This window comes from Gordonia sp. Z-3, from assembly GCF_036233855.1.
Lineage (GTDB): Bacteria > Actinomycetota > Actinomycetes > Mycobacteriales > Mycobacteriaceae > Gordonia > Gordonia tangerina.
This window is the reverse complement of the sequence record NZ_JAZARS010000010.1, coordinates 107,788-125,579: the sequence shown is the minus strand read 5'-3', so window position 1 is coordinate 125,579 and position 17,792 is coordinate 107,788. Positions and strand designations below refer to the sequence as shown.

At 67.6% G+C, this 17,792-nt stretch carries 17 protein-coding genes; 3 read left to right on the top strand and 14 right to left on the bottom strand.

All coding sequences use genetic code 11. From position 1 onward, the window contains the following. Positions 1-37 precede the first annotated feature (37 nt). A complete protein-coding gene (locus VX037_RS13695) occupies positions 38-1,507 on the top strand; it encodes an NAD-dependent succinate-semialdehyde dehydrogenase (RefSeq protein WP_287016862.1) in 1,470 nt (489 codons plus the stop codon). A gap of 20 nt (positions 1,508-1,527) precedes the next feature. Continuing rightward, positions 1,528-2,085 carry a YdcF family protein gene (locus VX037_RS13690; protein WP_328714656.1) on the top strand — a complete coding sequence of 186 codons (558 nt, stop codon included), beginning with the start codon at positions 1,528-1,530 and terminating at the stop codon, positions 2,083-2,085. Positions 2,086-2,208: 123 nt separating this feature from the next. Here the strand turns inward: VX037_RS13690 and VX037_RS13685 are convergent, their stop codons facing one another. From VX037_RS13685 to VX037_RS13670, 4 genes are all read right to left on the bottom strand, one after another. Then, positions 2,209-3,099 (bottom strand): endonuclease domain-containing protein, encoded by an 891-nt coding sequence (locus VX037_RS13685; RefSeq protein ID WP_287016864.1) that lies wholly within the window; start codon positions 3,097-3,099, stop codon positions 2,209-2,211. Positions 3,100-3,343: 244 nt separating this feature from the next. Continuing rightward, positions 3,344-4,507 carry an acyl-CoA dehydrogenase gene (locus VX037_RS13680; RefSeq protein WP_235724096.1) on the bottom strand — a complete coding sequence of 388 codons (1,164 nt, stop codon included), beginning with the start codon at positions 4,505-4,507 and terminating at the stop codon, positions 3,344-3,346. 125 nt (positions 4,508-4,632) lie between these two features. Continuing rightward, entirely contained in the window at positions 4,633-5,337 is a 705-nt protein-coding gene (locus VX037_RS13675) for a TetR family transcriptional regulator (RefSeq protein WP_235724097.1), read from the bottom strand. A gap of 48 nt (positions 5,338-5,385) precedes the next feature. Further along, positions 5,386-6,084: a GAF and ANTAR domain-containing protein gene (locus VX037_RS13670; protein ID WP_235724098.1), complete on the bottom strand. Its 699-nt coding sequence runs from the start codon at positions 6,082-6,084 to the stop codon at positions 5,386-5,388. 509 nt (positions 6,085-6,593) lie between these two features. Here VX037_RS13670 and VX037_RS13665 point away from each other — a divergent pair. Continuing rightward, entirely contained in the window at positions 6,594-8,624 is a 2,031-nt protein-coding gene (locus tag VX037_RS13665) for an acyl-CoA dehydrogenase family protein (protein ID WP_328714654.1), read from the top strand. A gap of 112 nt (positions 8,625-8,736) precedes the next feature. On the opposite strand, the gene VX037_RS13660 is transcribed toward VX037_RS13665, so the two are convergent. The 10 genes from VX037_RS13660 to VX037_RS13615 all read right to left on the bottom strand — a co-directional run bounded on the left by VX037_RS13660 (position 8,737) and on the right by VX037_RS13615 (position 17,696). Next, on the bottom strand, positions 8,737-9,663 hold the full coding sequence (locus VX037_RS13660) for a type IV toxin-antitoxin system AbiEi family antitoxin domain-containing protein (RefSeq protein ID WP_328714653.1): 927 nt from the start codon (positions 9,661-9,663) through the stop codon (positions 8,737-8,739). A gap of 143 nt (positions 9,664-9,806) precedes the next feature. Further along, positions 9,807-10,439: a DUF3093 domain-containing protein gene (locus VX037_RS13655; protein WP_372475054.1), complete on the bottom strand. Its 633-nt coding sequence runs from the start codon at positions 10,437-10,439 to the stop codon at positions 9,807-9,809. Continuing rightward, positions 10,436-10,861 carry a hypothetical protein gene (locus VX037_RS13650; RefSeq protein ID WP_235724101.1) on the bottom strand — a complete coding sequence of 142 codons (426 nt, stop codon included), beginning with the start codon at positions 10,859-10,861 and terminating at the stop codon, positions 10,436-10,438. The genes VX037_RS13655 and VX037_RS13650 overlap by 4 nt, the downstream gene beginning before the upstream one ends. Further along, positions 10,848-11,519, bottom strand: a complete 672-nt coding sequence (locus VX037_RS13645) for a hypothetical protein (protein WP_266060078.1) — start codon at positions 11,517-11,519, stop codon at positions 10,848-10,850. The genes VX037_RS13650 and VX037_RS13645 overlap by 14 nt, the downstream gene beginning before the upstream one ends. Before the next feature lie 60 nt (positions 11,520-11,579). Next, positions 11,580-12,557 carry a porphobilinogen synthase gene (hemB, locus tag VX037_RS13640; protein WP_266060076.1) on the bottom strand — a complete coding sequence of 326 codons (978 nt, stop codon included), beginning with the start codon at positions 12,555-12,557 and terminating at the stop codon, positions 11,580-11,582. 30 nt (positions 12,558-12,587) lie between these two features. Continuing rightward, positions 12,588-14,270 (bottom strand): uroporphyrinogen-III synthase, encoded by a 1,683-nt coding sequence (locus tag VX037_RS13635; protein WP_235724104.1) that lies wholly within the window; start codon positions 14,268-14,270, stop codon positions 12,588-12,590. 46 nt (positions 14,271-14,316) lie between these two features. Further along, positions 14,317-15,267 carry a hydroxymethylbilane synthase gene (hemC, locus tag VX037_RS13630; protein ID WP_287016868.1) on the bottom strand — a complete coding sequence of 317 codons (951 nt, stop codon included), beginning with the start codon at positions 15,265-15,267 and terminating at the stop codon, positions 14,317-14,319. Further along, the gene (locus tag VX037_RS13625) at positions 15,264-16,637 is read right to left on the bottom strand and encodes a glutamyl-tRNA reductase (protein ID WP_235724106.1); all 1,374 of its coding nucleotides are present in this window, start codon (positions 16,635-16,637) and stop codon (positions 15,264-15,266) included. The genes hemC and VX037_RS13625 overlap by 4 nt, the downstream gene beginning before the upstream one ends. Next, complete coding sequence (locus tag VX037_RS13620) at positions 16,634-17,320, bottom strand: redox-sensing transcriptional repressor Rex (RefSeq protein ID WP_266060075.1); 687 nt, start codon at positions 17,318-17,320, stop codon at positions 16,634-16,636. Before VX037_RS13620 ends, VX037_RS13625 begins: the two co-directional genes overlap by 4 nt. A gap of 109 nt (positions 17,321-17,429) precedes the next feature. Further along, positions 17,430-17,696, bottom strand: a complete 267-nt coding sequence (locus VX037_RS13615) for a glutaredoxin family protein (protein ID WP_266060074.1) — start codon at positions 17,694-17,696, stop codon at positions 17,430-17,432. Between the last annotated feature and the right edge of the window lie 96 nt (positions 17,697-17,792).

Below are 17,792 nucleotides of genomic sequence, written 5' to 3'. Positions count from 1 at the left end.
CATTCTGCACAGAACATATCGAAGGAAGTGAGATCTGATGACTGACACCATCGTTGACAACCCGCGCACCGTGCTGGACAACGTACCGACCGGGCTGTGGATCGATGGCGAATCGGTGCCGGCGTCGTCGGGCGAGACATTCACCGTGTACGACCCGGCCACCGAAGAACCGCTGACCTCAGTGGCCGACGCCGGCGTGGACGATGCGCGCCGCGCCCTCGACAAGGCTGCGGCAGTCGCCGACGACTGGGCCGCCACCCCGGCCCGCGAGCGCGGCGAGATCCTGCGCCGCGCATTCGAACTGCTCACCGACCGGGCCGACGACATCGCCATGCTGATGACGCTGGAACTCGGGCGCGCACTACCCGACAGTCAGGCCGAGACCAAGTACGGCACCGAGTTCCTGCGTTGGTTCGCCGAGGAGGCCGTCCGCATCGGCGGCCGGTTCGCCACCGCGCCCGCGGGCAACGGCCGAATCCTGGTGTCGCATGCGCCGGTCGGGCCGTCGTTGGCGATCACGCCGTGGAACTTCCCCCTCGCGATGGGCACCCGCAAGATCGGTCCGGCGTTGGCCGCCGGGAACGTCATGCTGGTCAAGCCCGCGCACGAAACCCCGCTGACCATGCTGGCCCTGGCCGCGGTGTTCGCCGAGGCCGGCCTGCCCGCCGGGGTGCTGTCGGTGTTGCCGACCAGCAATGCCGGCGACGTGTCGTCGGCGATCATCACCGATGACCGCATCCGCAAGATCAGCTTCACCGGCTCGACGCCGGTCGGCCGCAACCTGATGGCACAGGCCGCCGAACGGGTACAGCGCACGTCGATGGAACTCGGTGGCAACGCGCCGTTCCTGGTGTTCGACGACGCCGACATCGACGCCGCGGTCGAGGGCGCGTATCTGGCGAAGATGCGCAACGGCGGGGAGGCGTGCACCGCGGCCAATCGGTTCCTGGTGCAATCCGGTGTCGCGGAGGAGTTCACGGCGAAGCTCACCGAGAAGATGGCGGCCGTACGGCTCGGCGCCGGATACGACGAGGGCGTCACCCTGGGACCGTTGGTGAGCGCCAAGCAGCGCGACAAGGTCGCCGAGATGGTGGACGGCGCGATCGCCGATGGTGCGCGGGTCCGGTTGGGCGGCAAAGTCCCCGAGGGCAAGGGCTACTTCTACCCGGCGACGGTGCTCGACCGGGTCGATGCGTACGCACCGGTCACGCGCGACGAGATCTTCGGTCCGGTAGCGGTGATCAGCACCTTCGAGTCCGAGGCCGACGCCATCAAGGCCGCCAACTCGACCGAGTACGGACTGGCGTCGTACTTCTACAGCCGCGACCTGGAACGCTGCATGCGGGTGGCCGAAGGGCTCGAATCGGGGATGGTCGGCGTGAACCGCGGCGTCATCTCCGATTCGTCGGCACCGTTCGGCGGGGTCAAGCAATCGGGTATCGGCCGTGAGGGCGGCAGCGAGGGTATCGAGGAGTACCTGTCGGTGAAGTACATCGCATTGACCTGACAAATGGGTACACTCGTGCCATGCGTGTTCGGGTGGCCGCACTAATCATCGCAATTCTCACCACGCTGAGCGTGTCCGTCGCGGCTCCCGCGCGCGCAGACACCGGAAGTCTGGGCGCCGGGAGTGCCGACCTGTTCTCGCCGAGCAGCATCTTCCTGTGGCAGAGTCCGCCGACGCGCTACATCGTGGTGCTCGGCGCCAAGATGGGCACATTCGGCCAGACGCCGCCCATCCTGGAGCAGCGGATGAACGTGGCAGCGAACCTGGCGTTGTCGCATCCGTTCAACCGGATGATCGTGTCCGGCGGCAACACCTGGTGGCTGCCGGTGTCGGAGGCCCAGTTCGTGAATGTCGGTCTGCTGCGGCGCGGGGTGCCGGTATGGCAGATGATCAACGAGGCGGCCTCCACCAGCACCGTCGCCAACGCGACGAACACAGTGGCGATGCTCAAACACATGGGCGCCACCGGTGCGCTGATCGTGACCAACGGCTTCCACATGGGACGCGCCCTCAACGACTTCCGCACCGCGGCGCGCAAACAGCATGCACGCCTGGAGTTCCGACCAGCCTACGCCTGATCCCCGCCCCCTTCCCCCGTTCTCCGTTGACTGGGCGCTGTTCCCCGTTGAGTGGGCGCTGTTTCCCGTTGAGTGGGCGCTGTTTTCGATCGAATGTGCACCGCCATACGTTCGCCGGACGTATCAGCAGAAGTAGAAGCCCCGCGCACGGAGTGCATCCCAGACTTCTTCCACCACCGCAAAGGGCTCGGAACGAAGTCGTTTCGCGGTGACCCGGATGACCTTCCATTCCAACCGATCCAGTGCCACGGTCCGCACACCATCGTGCGCGAGCTGCTCCGGCGTCGAGTGATAGGCCTCGCCGTCATACTCGATGGCGATCTTCGCGGCCTCGTACGCGAGGTCACATCTGGCGATCACCTTTCCGGATTCGTCGCGCACCTCCACCTGCAGATCGGGTTTGGGTAGTCCGACGTCATGCATGAAGAGTCGCAACGCACTTTCCCGAGGCGACTCCGCACGCCCATCGATCAGCGGAATCAGCTCCCGCAGCACCCTGACGTATCGGGATCTCTTGTGTTTCACGGCGAAGGCCATCAGTTCGTCCAGGTCAAGGGGAACGACCGCGGCCAGCGCGTCGAGGTCACCGATCGCCTGCATGCGCGATCGCTGACGTCCGAGGTCGAATGCCGTACGAAGCGGTGAGGTGACCTTCCTTCCCTGGATCTCGACGATCTCGGATGGCGGAAGGTCGAGTCGGCGCGTGACCGTCCCCCGCGCGGGGCGACCCGATGCGGATGTCCCGCGGATGAGCTCAATTGTGAAATCGTCGTCGTGCCAGCGGCTGCCATACATGATCAGCGCGGACTCGCCGGCGATCACGGGATCGCCATGAGCCTGGTCTACGACGGTGATGATCCGCTGCTGCGCCGTCATGAGCTGACCGCGATGCAGGTGGTTGTTGCCGCGCAGCACGGTGAACTCCGCCGCGAACTGCTCGGGGGTCAACCCGAGATCGGTGAGCGCATCCTTGCGCGAGATGGTGCGGGGTGTCGCCTGGTGCTCAAATGTCATGCATCTTCGACGCACCAGCCGGCACGGGGGTTCCATCGATATCGCCGAATCTTGAGGTGTGGCCGATGTCGGACCAACGCTCACTCGACCCGGACCAGCGCCCACTCAACGAGAAACGGCGCCCACTCGACGGAAAACGGCGCCCAGTCAACGGGTGGGTTCAAGGCTTCGGCGCCCGCTCAACGAGAAAGGGCGCCCTGTCGACGGGGTCGACGGGGCGCCCTCGCAAGGAGGACGGCGCGGGTCAGCGCAGCAGGGCGCGGCTCATCACGACACGCTGGATCTGGTTGGTGCCCTCGTAGATCTGGGTGATCTTGGCGTCGCGCATCATTCGCTCGACGGGGAAGTCACGGGTGTAACCCGCGCCGCCGAAGAGCTGCACGGCGTCGGTGGTGACCTCCATCGCGACGTCGGAGGCGAAGCACTTCGATGCCGCGGAGATGAACCCGAGGTTGCCCTCGCCGCGCTCGGCGCGGGCGGCCGAGGTGTAGACCATCAGTCGCGCTGCCTCGACCTTCATCGCCATGTCGGCGATCATGAACTCGACGCCCTGGAACTTGCTGATCGACTGCCCGAACTGCTTGCGGTCCTTGACGTATTCGATGGCCTTGTCGAGCGCGCCCTGCGCGATGCCGACGGCCTGCGCACCGATGGTGGGCCGGGTGTGGTCGAGAGTCTGCAGCGCGGTCTTGAAGCCGGTGCCCTCATCGCCGACGATGCGGTCGGAGGGGATGGTGCAGTCCTCGAAGTACAGCTCGGCGGTGGGCGAGCCCTTGATGCCGAGCTTCTTCTCCAGCGGACCGACGGTGAAGCCGGGATCGTCCTTGTGGACCATGAACGACGAGATGCCGTTGGCCCCCTTCTCCGGATCGGTGACCGCCATGACGGTGTACCACGATGACTTGCCGCCGTTGGTGATCCAGCACTTCGAGCCGTTGATCACCCAGTTGTTGCCGTCTTTGCGGGCGCGGGTCTTCATCGACCCGGCGTCGGAGCCGGCCTCACGCTCGGACAGCGCGTAGGACGCCATCGCCTCACCCGAAGCGATCGACGGCAGCACCTGCTTCTTGAGCTCGTCGGAGCCGTTGAGGATCAGACCCATGGTGCCGAGCTTGTTGACGGCCGGGATCAGCGACGACGACGCGCACACGCGGGCGACCTCTTCGATGACGATGCACGCGGCGACGGAGTCGGCGCCCTGACCGTCGTAGGCCTCGGGCACGTGGATGGCGTTGAAGCCGGACGCGACGAGGGCATCGAGTGCCTCCTGCGGGAACCGCGAGTTCTCGTCGACATCGGCCGCATGCGGCTCGATCTCTTTCTCGGACAGAGCCCGGATCGCCTCACGCAGTGCGACGTGCTCTTCGGGCAGTTCGAAGACGTTGAAGTCGGGGTTACCGAACGCCATGATCACTCCTTTGTAGCTCGTTGACGTGGCACCGCGTGCCAAGGATTTAGTTTAGTGTAGCTATCCGCGGCACTAAGTGCCAAAGATTGTCGAACGAACGTGGGTCGATGTCGGCCTGGACTCCCTCATTGTCCGCGATCTCGCCGCTGCGCACGCAGTTGTTCGACGACCCGGTGGCCGATCTCCTCCGGCGACATCCCGGCAGGATGCGTGATCACCGACACCGCGTCGGCCCCGGCGTCGACCTCCCGACGGGTGAACGTGCGACGCAGCTGCCGCAGCTCATCGCGCAGATGCTCGAGTGTCGCGTTCTCGTCGCCGCGGATCATCGCTCGCAGCAAGTAGTTGTGTGCACTGGTGATGGCGGCGGCGTAGCCGATAAGCTGTGCGGGCGACTCCTCGGGCAACCGGGCACGCAAGTGGTCCTCGAACAGTCGCTGATAGCGGTAGGTGGTGACCAGTTCGCGGTCGCGCAGCGCCGGAACCCCTTGGACGATGCGCAGGCGCCGGACCGCCATCATCCTGCTGTCACGGAAGTGTAGGAACACCAGTTCGGCTGCGGTGCATACCGACTCGTACGGGTCGGCCTCGGGCCCGTCGGACAGGTGCGCTGCCACGAGTTCGAGCAGGGACTCGTGGTCGGCGAAGATGACGTCTTCCTTGGCGCCGAACTGGCGGAAAAAGGTGCGTCGGGAGATGCCTGCGGCAGCGGCGATCTGCTCGACGGTCGTCGATTCGTAGCCCTGCTCGGCGAACAGGCGGATCGATTCGGCGACCACGTGCACCCGGAAGTCGATCGGGTCGTCGGTGTCGGGTGGTGCGCTCGGCATGGGAGTGATTATGCGCGACTCGCGGGGATGGCCGTCGCGATCGCTCACCTACGACCGGACGGGCTTCTCCGCATCGATGACCTGGCGGGCGACTTCCACCAGCGGGGTGTTGGTGTCCTGCGAGAGCCTGCGCAACAACTCGAACGCGGCCACCGCGTCGATCGAGAACCGTTCCATCAGCATGCCTTTGGCCTGCCCGATGGTGTCACGGCTGGCCAGGGCACTGCGGAAATCGTGCTGCTCGCGCACGGCCCCGAGCGCGAGGGCGGCATGCGTGGCGAAGATCAACCCCACCTCCTCGGACTCTGCGGTGAACGCATCCACCTCGTCGGCGAACACGTTCAGCGCGCCGATCGTCCCCTTGTGGGTGAACAAGTGGAACGACAATCCGGCGCGGACCGGGGTCTGATCGACGACCCGAGAGGAGAACGCAGGCCAGCGCGGGTCACCCGCGATGTCGTTGATCAGCACCATCTGGTGGCTCCACGCCGCCTGCAGGCACGGACCCTCGCCGGTCTCGAGTTGGATGCGGTCCACCTCGGTCATCACCGGACCGGTCGGGGCGATGGTCTCGAAGTTGCGCTTCTTGTCGACCAGCAGCACGCCCGCGTGCCGTGCGCCGGGCACATTCGCGATCGCGGCAGCGGTCACCGACCGCAGCGGCCCGTCGTCGTGGCCTGATGCCTCGGGCATGTCGTGCAGTCGTCGCGCGAGGTCTGCGATCGAGTGGTGAACTTGGTTGTTCATCGTCGTTCCTCTTCTGAGCACCCCCGTCGTCCGCCTCGCCGGCGGCTTGGGACAGGAGGCAACCTGCTACCCACAGCTGACTTCGATGCCGAACCATCATCGGATGGTCGACTGGGCGCCGCTTCCCGTCGATCGGGTACGCGGGACGTCTCAGTTACCGGGCGTGGCGGGAGGAGGTGTGGCGAGGAGGGTGACCTGATGCCAACGGGAGCCGGCTGTCAATCGTCGAGTGACCGCATCGCGCGGGCCGCGGGCAGGTACGCCCGCGTGGTACCGGGCGTGGTCGCGCGGCACCCCTACACTGCAGTGATCCGATCCGAACACAGCTTCCACCTCCTGAACGCCGAGGCTGCCCACCACCCGCCGACGAGCAGCACACGCTGTGCACGTGGTCGAAAATAGCATCGTCACCCACGAGTTGCCGACAATCGGTTGTTGCGAGGGCCGGCCGCAGCGGTGAGCGTCACAAACATGTCAACGGCCCGTCGAAGAGTCCGTAACGTGGAGACATGGCGACATCCACCGAGAGCCCAGCCACCCCATCCGCCGACGACACCGTCCGCGACGACCCGGAATCCGTCGCCCCGCCGACCGACGACCTCTCCGCCGACGAGCGCGCCCTGCTGGTCGACAACCTTCGCTTCGTCCTCGACGGCCCGTGGCGATCCACCCGCGACATGGTCCGCAGCAACTCCGATCGCGCCGACCTGCTACCCGACCCGTCCCGCACGCTCGACGAGGCCCGCACCCGCATGCTCGAGGAGATGCGCGAGCTGGGCAGCAGCGGCTTCTCGGCCGCCGGGTTCGCCAAGGACCACGGCGGGACCGGCGACGTCGGCGCATCGATCACCGCGATCGAGATGCTCGGTTACGCCGACCTCTCGCTGATGGTGAAAGCCGGCGTGCAGTGGGGACTGTTCGGAGGGGCGGTGGAGAACCTGGGCACCGCGCGCCACCACGACCGCTACGTCGCCGACATCATCAGCCTCGATCTGCTCGGCTGCTTCGCGATGACCGAGACCGGGCACGGGTCCAACGTGCAGGCGCTGGAGACCACCGCCACCTACGACCCCGAGACCCGCGAGTTCATCATCGACTCCCCCACGCCGTCGGCGCGCAAGGATTACATCGGCGGCGCGGCGCAACATGCGACGGTCGCGGCGGTCTTCGCCCAGCTGATCACCGCCGGCCCGGGCGAGGAGCCGTCGAGCCGCGGCGTGCACTGCTTCGTGGTGCCGATCCGCGATGCCGACGGCAACGACCTGCCCGGCGTCACCACCAGCGACTGCGGCTACAAGGGCGGGCTCGCCGGCGTCGACAACGGCCGCATCATGTTCGACCAGGTACGGGTGCCCGCCGACAACCTGCTCAACAAGTACGCCGACGTGGAGGCCGACGGCACCTACACCTCGCCGATCGACAACCCGAACCGACGCTTCTTCACGATGCTCGGCACCCTCATCCGCGGTCGGGTGAGCGTCGCGGCGACCGCCGGTGCCGCGGGCCGCAAGGCGCTTGCGCTGGCCACTCGATATGGGTTGATCCGCAAGCAGTTCGAGGCCCCCGACGCCGAGAACGAGATCATCGTCATGGATTACCTGGGTCATCAGCGGAAGTTGTTGCCGCTCATCGCGAAGTCGTACGCGGTGGCCTTTGCGCAGAACGAGCTCACCGAGGAGTTGCATGAGGTGCAGTCGGCTCCCGACGACTCTGACGCCGGTCGACAGCGTGAACTGGAGAGCGCCGCAGCAGGATTGAAGGCCTACGCCACCTGGCACGCGTCGAACGCGATCAACGTGAGTCGTGAGGCATGTGGCGGCGCAGGCTATCTGGACGAGAACCAGCTCTCGATCATGCGCGGCGACATCGACGTGTTCACCACCTTCGAGGGCGACAACACGGTGCTCACCCAACTCGTCGCCAAGGAACTGCTGTCGGCCTACGCCGACGATGTGCAGGGATTGTCGGCCGGCGGCTGGGTGAAGTTCATCGCCAGCATGGCCCGCGATGTGGTGGTGGAGAAGACGGCGGTGCGGCAGGTGGTGCAGACACTGCTGGAGAGTTCCGACGAGGACACCGAGAAGTCGAACCTCACCAATCGCGGCACCCAGCTCCGCTTGTTCCGCAACCGCGAGGACCATCTGGTGCGGACCTGCGCGCAGCGGCTGCGCCGCGCCACCGACGAGGACAACGACCCGTTCGAGGTGTTCAACAACGCTCAGGATCATCTGTTGAAGGTGGGCCGGGCGCGCACCGAGCGGTTGGTGCTCGAAGCGTTCGTGCAGGCCATCGAGGACTGTGACTCACGGTCGGCGGCCGAACTCCTCGGCAAGGTGTGCGATCTGTTCGTCTACTCCGCTCTCGAGGACGACATCTCGTGGTTCCTGATGCACCGTCACGTGTCGGTGGAGCGGGCCAAGGCCATCCGACGTGGCGTCAACGAGCTGTGCATGGAGCTTCGCCCGCATGCGCGCACCCTCGTCGACGCCTTCGGCATCCCCGAAGAGTTGCTGGCCGCGCCCATGCTGCGCAACGGCTGACGCCCGGGGCCGGCTCGCGATCGGGCCCAACCACACGGAGAACTGACATCCACGGTGGTTACAACCTGTGTGGATGCCAGTTCCCATGTGGTTGCGATCGGGGGCCCCGACGTCACGCGGCGATGCCGAGGCGGTCGAGCCACTCGCGCACCATCGGGACGACGCGGTTGCGGCGCAGATCCTCCCAGACCCACCGGATGACCATGACGCCGAGGCGGCGCAACGCGTCCTCGCGTTCCTTCTCCCGGCGCATGGCGTCGAAAGCCGTCTCGCCGTCGGCGAGGTACCGCTGGTATTTGGTCATGCCGTCGAACTCGGCCGCCAGCTTGCCCAACCAGTCGTAGTCGGTGCGGGCGACGAAGACACCCTTGTCGTCGTAGAACTCGTGCTGCAGCCGCGGGGTCGGCAACCCGCCGCAGATCAGCTGCGCTCTCCCCCACGATTCGCCCGCGTTCTCCGCACCCGGATCGGCGTGGGCGAGCGCTCGCCGCGCCTGTCCGACACCACGTTTGTGTCCCTCGAGATATTCGGCGATGACGGCCGCGTCTGCGCCGTTGCGTAGCGCCGAGTCGAATGCGGCCAGTGCCTGGGCGAAGCCGACACTGCAGGCTATGTCGACCACGGTGCGCTCCAGCGACGTCACGCGAATCCCGTCGACGACGACGGTCTCGGCATCGTCGAGAGCGCCCGAGTGCAGGTGGCGACGCTTTTCCAGCCGCGCGCCGGTGGCATATCCGGTACTGAGATGCACGCGGTCGAGTTGCGGGGTGAGCAGGGACAGTCCGTGTAGCACACCGGCGGACTGATGGCTCAACGCGAAGCCGCTGTCCGGACTCGAGGTGACCGCGGCGATCGCCGTGAGGCGGTGCAGTTCCTCCGGTGTGCGGGTTTCGCCCGTGTTGAGCACATACGCACCGGACCAGATGCGGGTCATCGTCGCGTCGTCGACACGACGATTCAGTTGCTTGTCGGTGTATCCCTCGTCGAGGGCGGCTCGACGGTAGACGATGCCGTGGTGGTCGGGAGTTGGTTGTGTCATGTCCATTGGACGCGCGAAGGCCCGGATCGGCTCCATCGACTTCCCAACCACATGGAGAACTGACATCCACGGTGGTTACAACCTTTGTGGATGTCAGTTCCCCATGTGGTTGCGATCGGCCGGGGCGGCGCGGGTCCCGCGGGTCAGGTGTCGCGGCGGAGATGCGCGGCGAGGTGGGCTTCGGTGAGTTCGGTACGGAATCGGTCGACGTCACGGGCCCAGGCTTGCCGGACGGTGCCGTCGGCGAGACGCACGCCGACGCCTTTGCGGCGCCGCGGCACTGCCGGGAGTTCGCCGAGCGCGCGGGCGCTCTCCCAGTCCTGGTGCTCGGGACCGTTGTTGGCCGGGAAGACGGTGGCGATGTCGGTGAGCGGCACCACCTGCGTGCCCTGCCGCAACGTCGCCTCGGTCAGGCGGACGCTGACGTGCGTGCGCGCGGCGTGCACCTGCACCACCGAGAAGCCGATCAGGATCACCGCGAAAATCCCCAACACCAACCAGTGCACCTGCCCGGGACCGGAGATCTCCATCGCGAGGACCGCGCCGATCAGCACCGGGCCGATCGCCGTCACCCACCAGCTGCCGCCCGGTTCGTAGAAGAGCACCTCGCCCTCGTCGACCGGCTCGTCGGCGGATGGATCGTCGGATGAACCCGAACTGGGGCTCGTGTCGTCGGGGGCGTCCACGTCGTCCCGGTAAGACGTCTCGGCCTCGGGGATCTCGGGCTCGGACGTCTCGGGCTCGGGGGTCTCGCGCGAGTCGTCGGCGTCGGTCACGAGCGGGTCGGGTTCGACGGAGTATCCGGGTCGTCGGTCGCGTACCAGGTCTCCGACTCCGGGCGGAACGCCAACAGCGATCCGAACAGGCCGACGACCGCGGCCAGCAGGGAGAACGCGAGTATCGGGATGCCGAAGCTCAGGAAGAGCAGCATCACGACGACGACGAGGGTGAGTGCGGCCAGCGACGACCGCCACCGCGCGTCACCGAGAAATGCCTTGCTGCCCAGCATGATGAAGGCCACCCCGACGGCAGCGACGATGACCCCGATTCCGACGGGCAGCAACGTGGGGCCCGACATCACGACCCCGATGACCACGTAGAGCACGCCGAGGGCCACCAATAGACCACCACTGATGGTCCAACACCGGTAGGCCCAGGAGACCTGCTTGGGTCGCAGTGCGGGGTCAGGACTCGCCACGGGATCTGTTTCCTTCGTTCGGATGTGGGCGGTCCGGATGGGAGTCGCCGACGTTGTGCTGTCCGCCACCATACGTCCACGACGACGGTCCCGGCCGATATCCCTGACCACCGTTGGATGGCGGGCCCGGCGGCATCGGCGGCGGTGTGGGCCGGCGACGGTGCTCGGACATGTCACGGCAGTACTGCTCACTCTCGCGACGCAGCAGCAACACCGACGCACCGATCGCTGCGACACCGCTGAGCACCATCGGGACCATCACCCACACCGGGTCGATGTCCCCGAAGATCATGAACACCAGATTGACCGCGAGGAACACCCCCGCCGCGGCGATGATGATGCGGGCCCAGTTGTAGCCGTTGCGCGTCAGCCACACCAGCCCCGCCGACACCACCGTCAGCGCCAGTCCGAACAACGCCAGCACGACGATGAGGGTCGCCGACGAGTTGAGCACGTCGAGTTCTTCGCGCGGGGTGTCGGCCGGAAGAGTATTGACCTGCCGGTCCCAGGCATCCCGCAGCGTCGGGTACTGGCCGATGAAGGCGATGATCTGACCGAGGATCACCACCACCCAGAGTTCGGCGGCGATGGCGACGGAATCGGGCCGTGCGGGTGGGGCACCCGAGTCCGTCGGCGCCGGTTGATGTGGAGCGGTCATGGTTCCCAGGGTAGTGAATCGGACGCATCGGCCATCCACCCGCTGATGCGCGACAGGCCCTCAGCGCAGGCGGGCGGCGACCTCGGTGGCGAAGTAGCTGAGGATGATCGACGCCCCGGCCCGCTTGATCGACACGAGGGACTCCATCGCGGCGGCGTCGCGGTCGATCCAGCCGCGTTCGGCGGCGGCGGTGATCATCGAGTACTCGCCGCTGATCTGGTAGGCCGCCACCGGGACGTCGGCGATTTCGGCGGCGTCGCGGACGATGTCGAGGTAACTCATGGCGGGCTTCACCATCACGAGGTCGGCGCCCTCGTCGATGTCGAGGCGGATCTCGCGCATGGATTCGATCCGGTTGGCGGCATCCTGCTGATAGGTGCGCCGGTCTCCCTGCAGCGACGAGCCGACCGCCTCGCGGAACGGCCCGTAGAACGCCGACGCGTATTTCGCTGCGTAGGCGAGGATGCCGGTGTCGGTGAAGCCCGCGGCGTCGAGGCCGGCGCGGATGGCGGCGACCTGGCCGTCCATCATCCCGCTCGGCCCCAGCAGGTGCGCACCGGCGCGGGCCTGGGCCAGCGACATCGACACATAGCGGTCGAGGGTGGCGTCGTTGTCGACGCGGCCACGGGCGTCGACGACGCCGCAGTGCCCGTGGTCGGTGAACTCGTCGAGGCAGGTGTCGGCCATGAGCACCGTCGCATCGCCGAGGTCGTCGGACAGCGTGCGCAGCGCCCGGTTGAGCACGCCGTAGTCGTCGTCGGCACAGGTGCCCACCGCGTCCTTGTCGTCGGGTGCGGGCACGCCGAACAGCATCAGTCCGCCGACGCCGGCGCGGACGGCCTCCTCGGCGGCCTTGCGCAGCGAATCGGACGTGTGCTGGACGACGCCGGGCATCGACGAGATCTCCCGCGGCGCCTCAATGCCGTCGGCGACGAACATCGGCAGGACCAGGTCCTGCGGCCCGAGGGTGGTCTCGGCGACGAGCCGGCGCAGCGCGGGCGTGGATCGCAGCCGACGGGGACGGATCACCGGTGCCATGTGGTACTCCTTCGCGTGCCGGGCCTGACCTCAGGACCGCGACCGGCGCGACTTCTTGCGCGGCGGCGGCAGGGCACCCTCGGCGCGCAACCGGGCGGCGTGCTCGGCAAGCGTGTCGACCAGTTCGTGCACCGACGCGTTCTCCGGCTGCACGTCGACCCGCAGACCGAATTCGGTCGCCGTCTCGGCCGTCTTGGGACCGATGCACGCAACGATGGTGCGTGCGTGCGGCTTTCCGGCGATGCCGACCAGGTTGCGAACCGTGGAACTCGAGGTGAAGCACACGGCGTCGAAACCACCGGTCTTGATCATCTCGCGGGTTTCGGCGGGCGGCGGCGCGGCGCGCACCGTGCGATACGCGGTCACGTCGTCGATCTCCCAACCGCGTTCCCGCAGCCCCTCGGACAGCGTTTCGGTGGCGATGTCGGCGCGCGGCAACAGGATTCGGTTGACCGGGTCAAACACGTCGTCGTACGGCGGGAAGTCGTCGAGCAGCCCCAGCGAGCTCTGCTCACCGGACGGCACCAGCTCCGGCTGAATACCGAAGGTGCGCACCTTCTCTGCGGTGGCCTCACCGACGCAGGCGATCTTCACACCGGAGAACGCGCGAGCGTCCAGACCGAACTCGGCGAACTTCTCCCACACGGCGCGCACGGCGTTGGTGGAGGTGAACACCACCCACTGGTAGCGTCCGTCGACCAAACCCTTGACGGCCCTTTCCATCTGGGCCGGACTCCGCGGCGGTTCGACGGCGATGGTCGGCACCTCCTTGGGGATGGCGCCGTGGCTGCGCAGCCGCTCGCTCATATCACCGGCCTGGTCCTTGGTCCGCGGCACCAGCACGGTCCAGCCGTACAGCGCCCGCGACTCCCACCAGGAGAGCTTGCCGCGCTGACCGACGACCTTGCCGACGGTCAGGATCAGCGGACCCACCAGCGCATTGCCCTGCTCGTTGAGGGTGGCCAGCGTTGCCTCGATGGTGCGCTGCGCGCAGGTGGTGCCGTTGACGGTGATCGCGACCGGCGTCTGCGGGGCCATGCCGTGCTCGGTGAGCGCGCTGGCGGTCTCCGCGAGGTGACCGGCGGTGGCGTGCAGCACCAGCGGGCCCGGCGCGGCGGCCAGCGCTGCCCAGTCGACGCCCTCGGCGCGCACGTCGGCCTCGCTGTGGGTGGAACCCAGCGGCATGCCTGCGTAACTGGGCACCACCGCAGCGGCCGGCAGGCCGGGCAGCACCTCGAACTGCACCGAGGTGCGTGCGACGGCGTTGACCTCGGCGAGCACCGAATCGGTGGTCAGCGGGTCACCAGAGACGACGCGGACGACGTCCTCGCCGGCCTTGGCGGCGGCGACGAGCGTCTTGGCGACCTCGGCGGGATCGCCGAGCGCGGGGTGCACCACCGAATCCTCGGCCGCCTCGGCGTCGTCACCGGCAGGCGTGGTGTCGTCGGCTTTCGCGTTCTCGTCGGCGGCCGACCCGTTTTTGGTCGGCGCGGTCTTCTTGGCGCCCCGACCCGACCGCGGTTGTTCTGCTGCCTCGTCACGATGGGCCGCGCCGAGCATCTCGACCACACCGGAAGGCACGTCAGGGTCGATGTAAGCGGTGGTCGCCTTCTCGATGGCGTTGCGGGCACGCACGGTCAGCAGATCGGGATCTCCCGGACCCGATCCGACGAACAGGATCCGTCCCGGATTGACCTTTTTCGTACGGCTCATGAGTTCGCACTCTCCTGCCCCTGGTTCGGAGCTGCAGTTCCTTCTGCTACCGGAGATGCGATACGAGCTCGCCCGCTCCCAACTCCAGCAGTTCGGCGGCGAGATCCTTGCCGAGTTGTTCCGCGCGTCCGACCGGTCCCACCACCGAAGCCCGGATCACATCTGATCCGTCCTCCGCCGCCACTGCGGCACGCAGTGACAGTTCGGCGAAGATCCGCCCGTCGTCGTCGATCGACTCGACCACCTCGGCGATCGCCCCGATCGGTGCGGTGCACCCGGCCTCCAGGGCCGCGAGCACTGCCCGCTCGGCATCGATCGCCGCACGTGTGGACGCGTCGTCCAACTCGGCGAGTATTCTCACCAGTTCGGCATCGTCGGAGCGGCACTCCACCGCCAAGGCGCCCTGTGCCGGTGCCGGTAGCAGGACCACCGGGTCCAGCGACTCGGTGACCTCGTCGGCTCTGCCGATCCTTACCAGACCGGCCCGGGCGACCACGACTGCGTCGAGTTCACCGCTGGCGACTTTGCCCAACCGAGAATCAAGGTTGCCTCGTAGGGGGCGGATTTCCAAACCGAGACCCAATGCTTTAAGCTGTGCCGCCCGGCGCGGCGCCGAGGTGCCCACCGTGGACCCCGGCGGCAGCTCGCCGAGCACCATCCCACCCCGGCTGACCAGGGCATCTCGGGGATCTTCGCGGGGCGGGATCGCCGGGATGACGAGCCCAGGTTCGGGGGCGGTCGGCAGATCCTTGTAGGAGTGGATCGCGACGTCGACCTCGCGGTTTTGCAGCGCAACGCGGATGGCGGTGGTGAACACCCCCACCCCGATCTCGGCGACCGGGGCCTGCGATGCGTCACCGGCGGTCTTGATGATGACCAGTTCGGCCGGGTGGCCGGCCGCGATCAGGGCGTCGGCGACGGTCTGAGCCTGGGTTCGGGCCAGCAGTGAACCCCGCGTGCCGATGCGGATCACGTTCTGGCCGGTCGGCGCGCTCACTTGTCTCCGCGGTCGCGGTCGACGAGTCCGGTGTCGGGTGTGACCAGCCCACCGACCTCGGGGGCCGACACCGACTCGGTGGCGCCCGGCGCGAGTTCGAACAGTTCCCGCAGCGCCTCGGCGTAGTGGTCGCCGTTGGGGGTGGAGGCGAGTTGTTTGACCCGCACGGTCGGCGCGTGCAGCAGCTTGTCGACGACGCGGCGCACCGTCTTGGCGACCTCGTCGCGTTGCGGATCGTCGAGCTCGGGCAGCCGCGCATCGAGGCGCAGGATCTCGGCTTCCACGACCTCGGCGGCACGCTGCCGCAGCGCGGCCACGGTGGGCGTGACCTCGGCCTGACGCTGATGGGTGAGGTAGTCGGCGAGTTCGGCGGCGACGATCGAGCGCGCCGCGGACGTGTCGTTCTCCGCGGCCTGGGTCTCGGAGTCACCACGCAGGCCCTCGATGTCCACCACGTGCACGCGCGGCAGTCGGCCGGCGGCCGGGTCGACGTTGCGGGGCAGACCGAGGTCGCAGATGACCAGCGGCCGGTGGTCGCTGCGGGCGGCCAGCGCCGAATGCACCTCACCGACCCCCACGACCGAGCCGACCGAGCCGGTACAGGTCACCACGACGTCGGCGGTGGCCATCGCGGCGGGTAGATCGTCAAGGCCGACACCGCGCACCGAGATGCCGTGGTTGGCGGCGACGTTGCCGGCGAGATGTTCGGCGTTGGCCACGGTGCGGTTGACCACGACCAGGTCGTTCACGCCTTCGCGGGCGAGTTGCGCGGTGGCCAGGCCACCCATCGCACCGGCGCCGACGACGACCGCCGAGCGCATGTGAGCGCCTTCGCGGGTCAGCAGCGACTGGGCCCGGTGCAGGGCCACCGACACCACCGATGCACCGGCGCGGTCGATGCCGGTCTCGGTGTGCACACGTTTGCCGACTCGCAGTGCCTGCTGGGCGAGCTCGTGCAGCACCCGGCCGGCGGACTTGTTCGAGTCGGCGTCGAGGTAGGCGTTGCGGATCTGGCCGAGGATCTGTTGTTCGCCGACGACCAGCGAGTCGAGGCCCGCGGCGACGGTGAACAGATGCTCGACGGCGGCCTCGGAGTACCGCACGTAGGCGTGGCGGGTCATCTCGTTGACGGTCATGCCCGAGTGGTCACCGAGGACCGCGCCCACCGATTCGAGCGCCGGGTGGAAGGCGTCGACGACCGCGTAAATCTCCACCCGGTTGCAGGTGGAGACCAGCATCGCTTCCGATATGGCCCGCGACGACAACAATTCGTCGACGAGTTTGGGCCGATCATGGTCGGAGACCGTCAGCCGCTCGAGCACCTCGACCGGTGCGCTGCGGTGCGAGACCCCGAACAACAAAACACTCACGCCGTCACCGTTTCCTCACCCATGACTGGTCGGCGGACACGCGAACGCGTCGCGTTGAACGCCAACACCTGTAGCTCCAAGGCTAGATCAACCTGTCTCACGACGACATCGGAGTCCGTGTTCAGTGTCGTCGGCGTGACGTTCAACAGTTGCCGCACACCCGCTCCGACGAACGCGTCGCAGGCCGTCTGCGCGTCGGCGTCGGTAGTCGCGATGACCGCGATTTCGATCGGCTCCCCACCGTGACCTGCACAGACCTCGGCAATCGTGGACAGCGCGGCGACCTGCGGGCCCTCCGGTGTCACCACGGTGCCCACCACGTCGGGGTCGGCGTCGAACATCGCCGCGACGCGGAACCCTCGTCCGAACCCGGCGTGGGCCAACAGGGCGCGGCCCAGCCATCCGGCACCGGCGAGCGCGACGGTGTGGGTGCTGTCGGTGTGCAGGACCATCGAGATCCGCGCGGTGAGGCGTCCGACGTCGTAGCCGACGCCGCGCACCCCGTTGGCGCCCACATGGGACAGGTCTTTGCGCAGAATGGCGGGGTTCACGCCGGCGGCGGTGGCCAGTTGCCCGCTGGAGGCCACCAGGACGCCGCGTTGACCGAACGAGTGCAGCACGTGCAGATAGGTCGCGAGCCGGGTCACCGTCGGTTCGGGGATCTCGGTCGCACTGCCGCTCACGCTGTGGTCACCCTCTTCCGGCCCGCCCTGCCTGGCTGTGAACCCCCTATACCTCAGGTCAGGGTATACCGCGCGATAACGTGTTCTGACCCGGCCCCACCCCTGCCGTTCATCTGCCCGCCGCGCGGCGGGTCGCGAGGTCGGCCCGCAACCGGGGTTCGTCCACCTCCCAGTAGCTGTGCTCCTCGCCGTCGAGCAGCACCACCGGCAGCCGGTCACCGAACTCGGCACGCAAGGCCGCATCGCCGTCGGCGGCCAGTCGGTCGACGTCCACCTCGTCGAATTCGAGTCCGAGATCTGTACAGATACGCGTCAATTCGGTGTGGGCCGTGCGGCACAACGAGCACCCGTCCCGGGTCAGCAGGGTCAACGCCACGACATCCTCCTCGGGTCGTCTGCACCATCGCCGCGCTCCGCAGGCGGCCGGTCTCGCACACCAGTGTGTCACCCCTCGCAATCGGTCCCGACTACG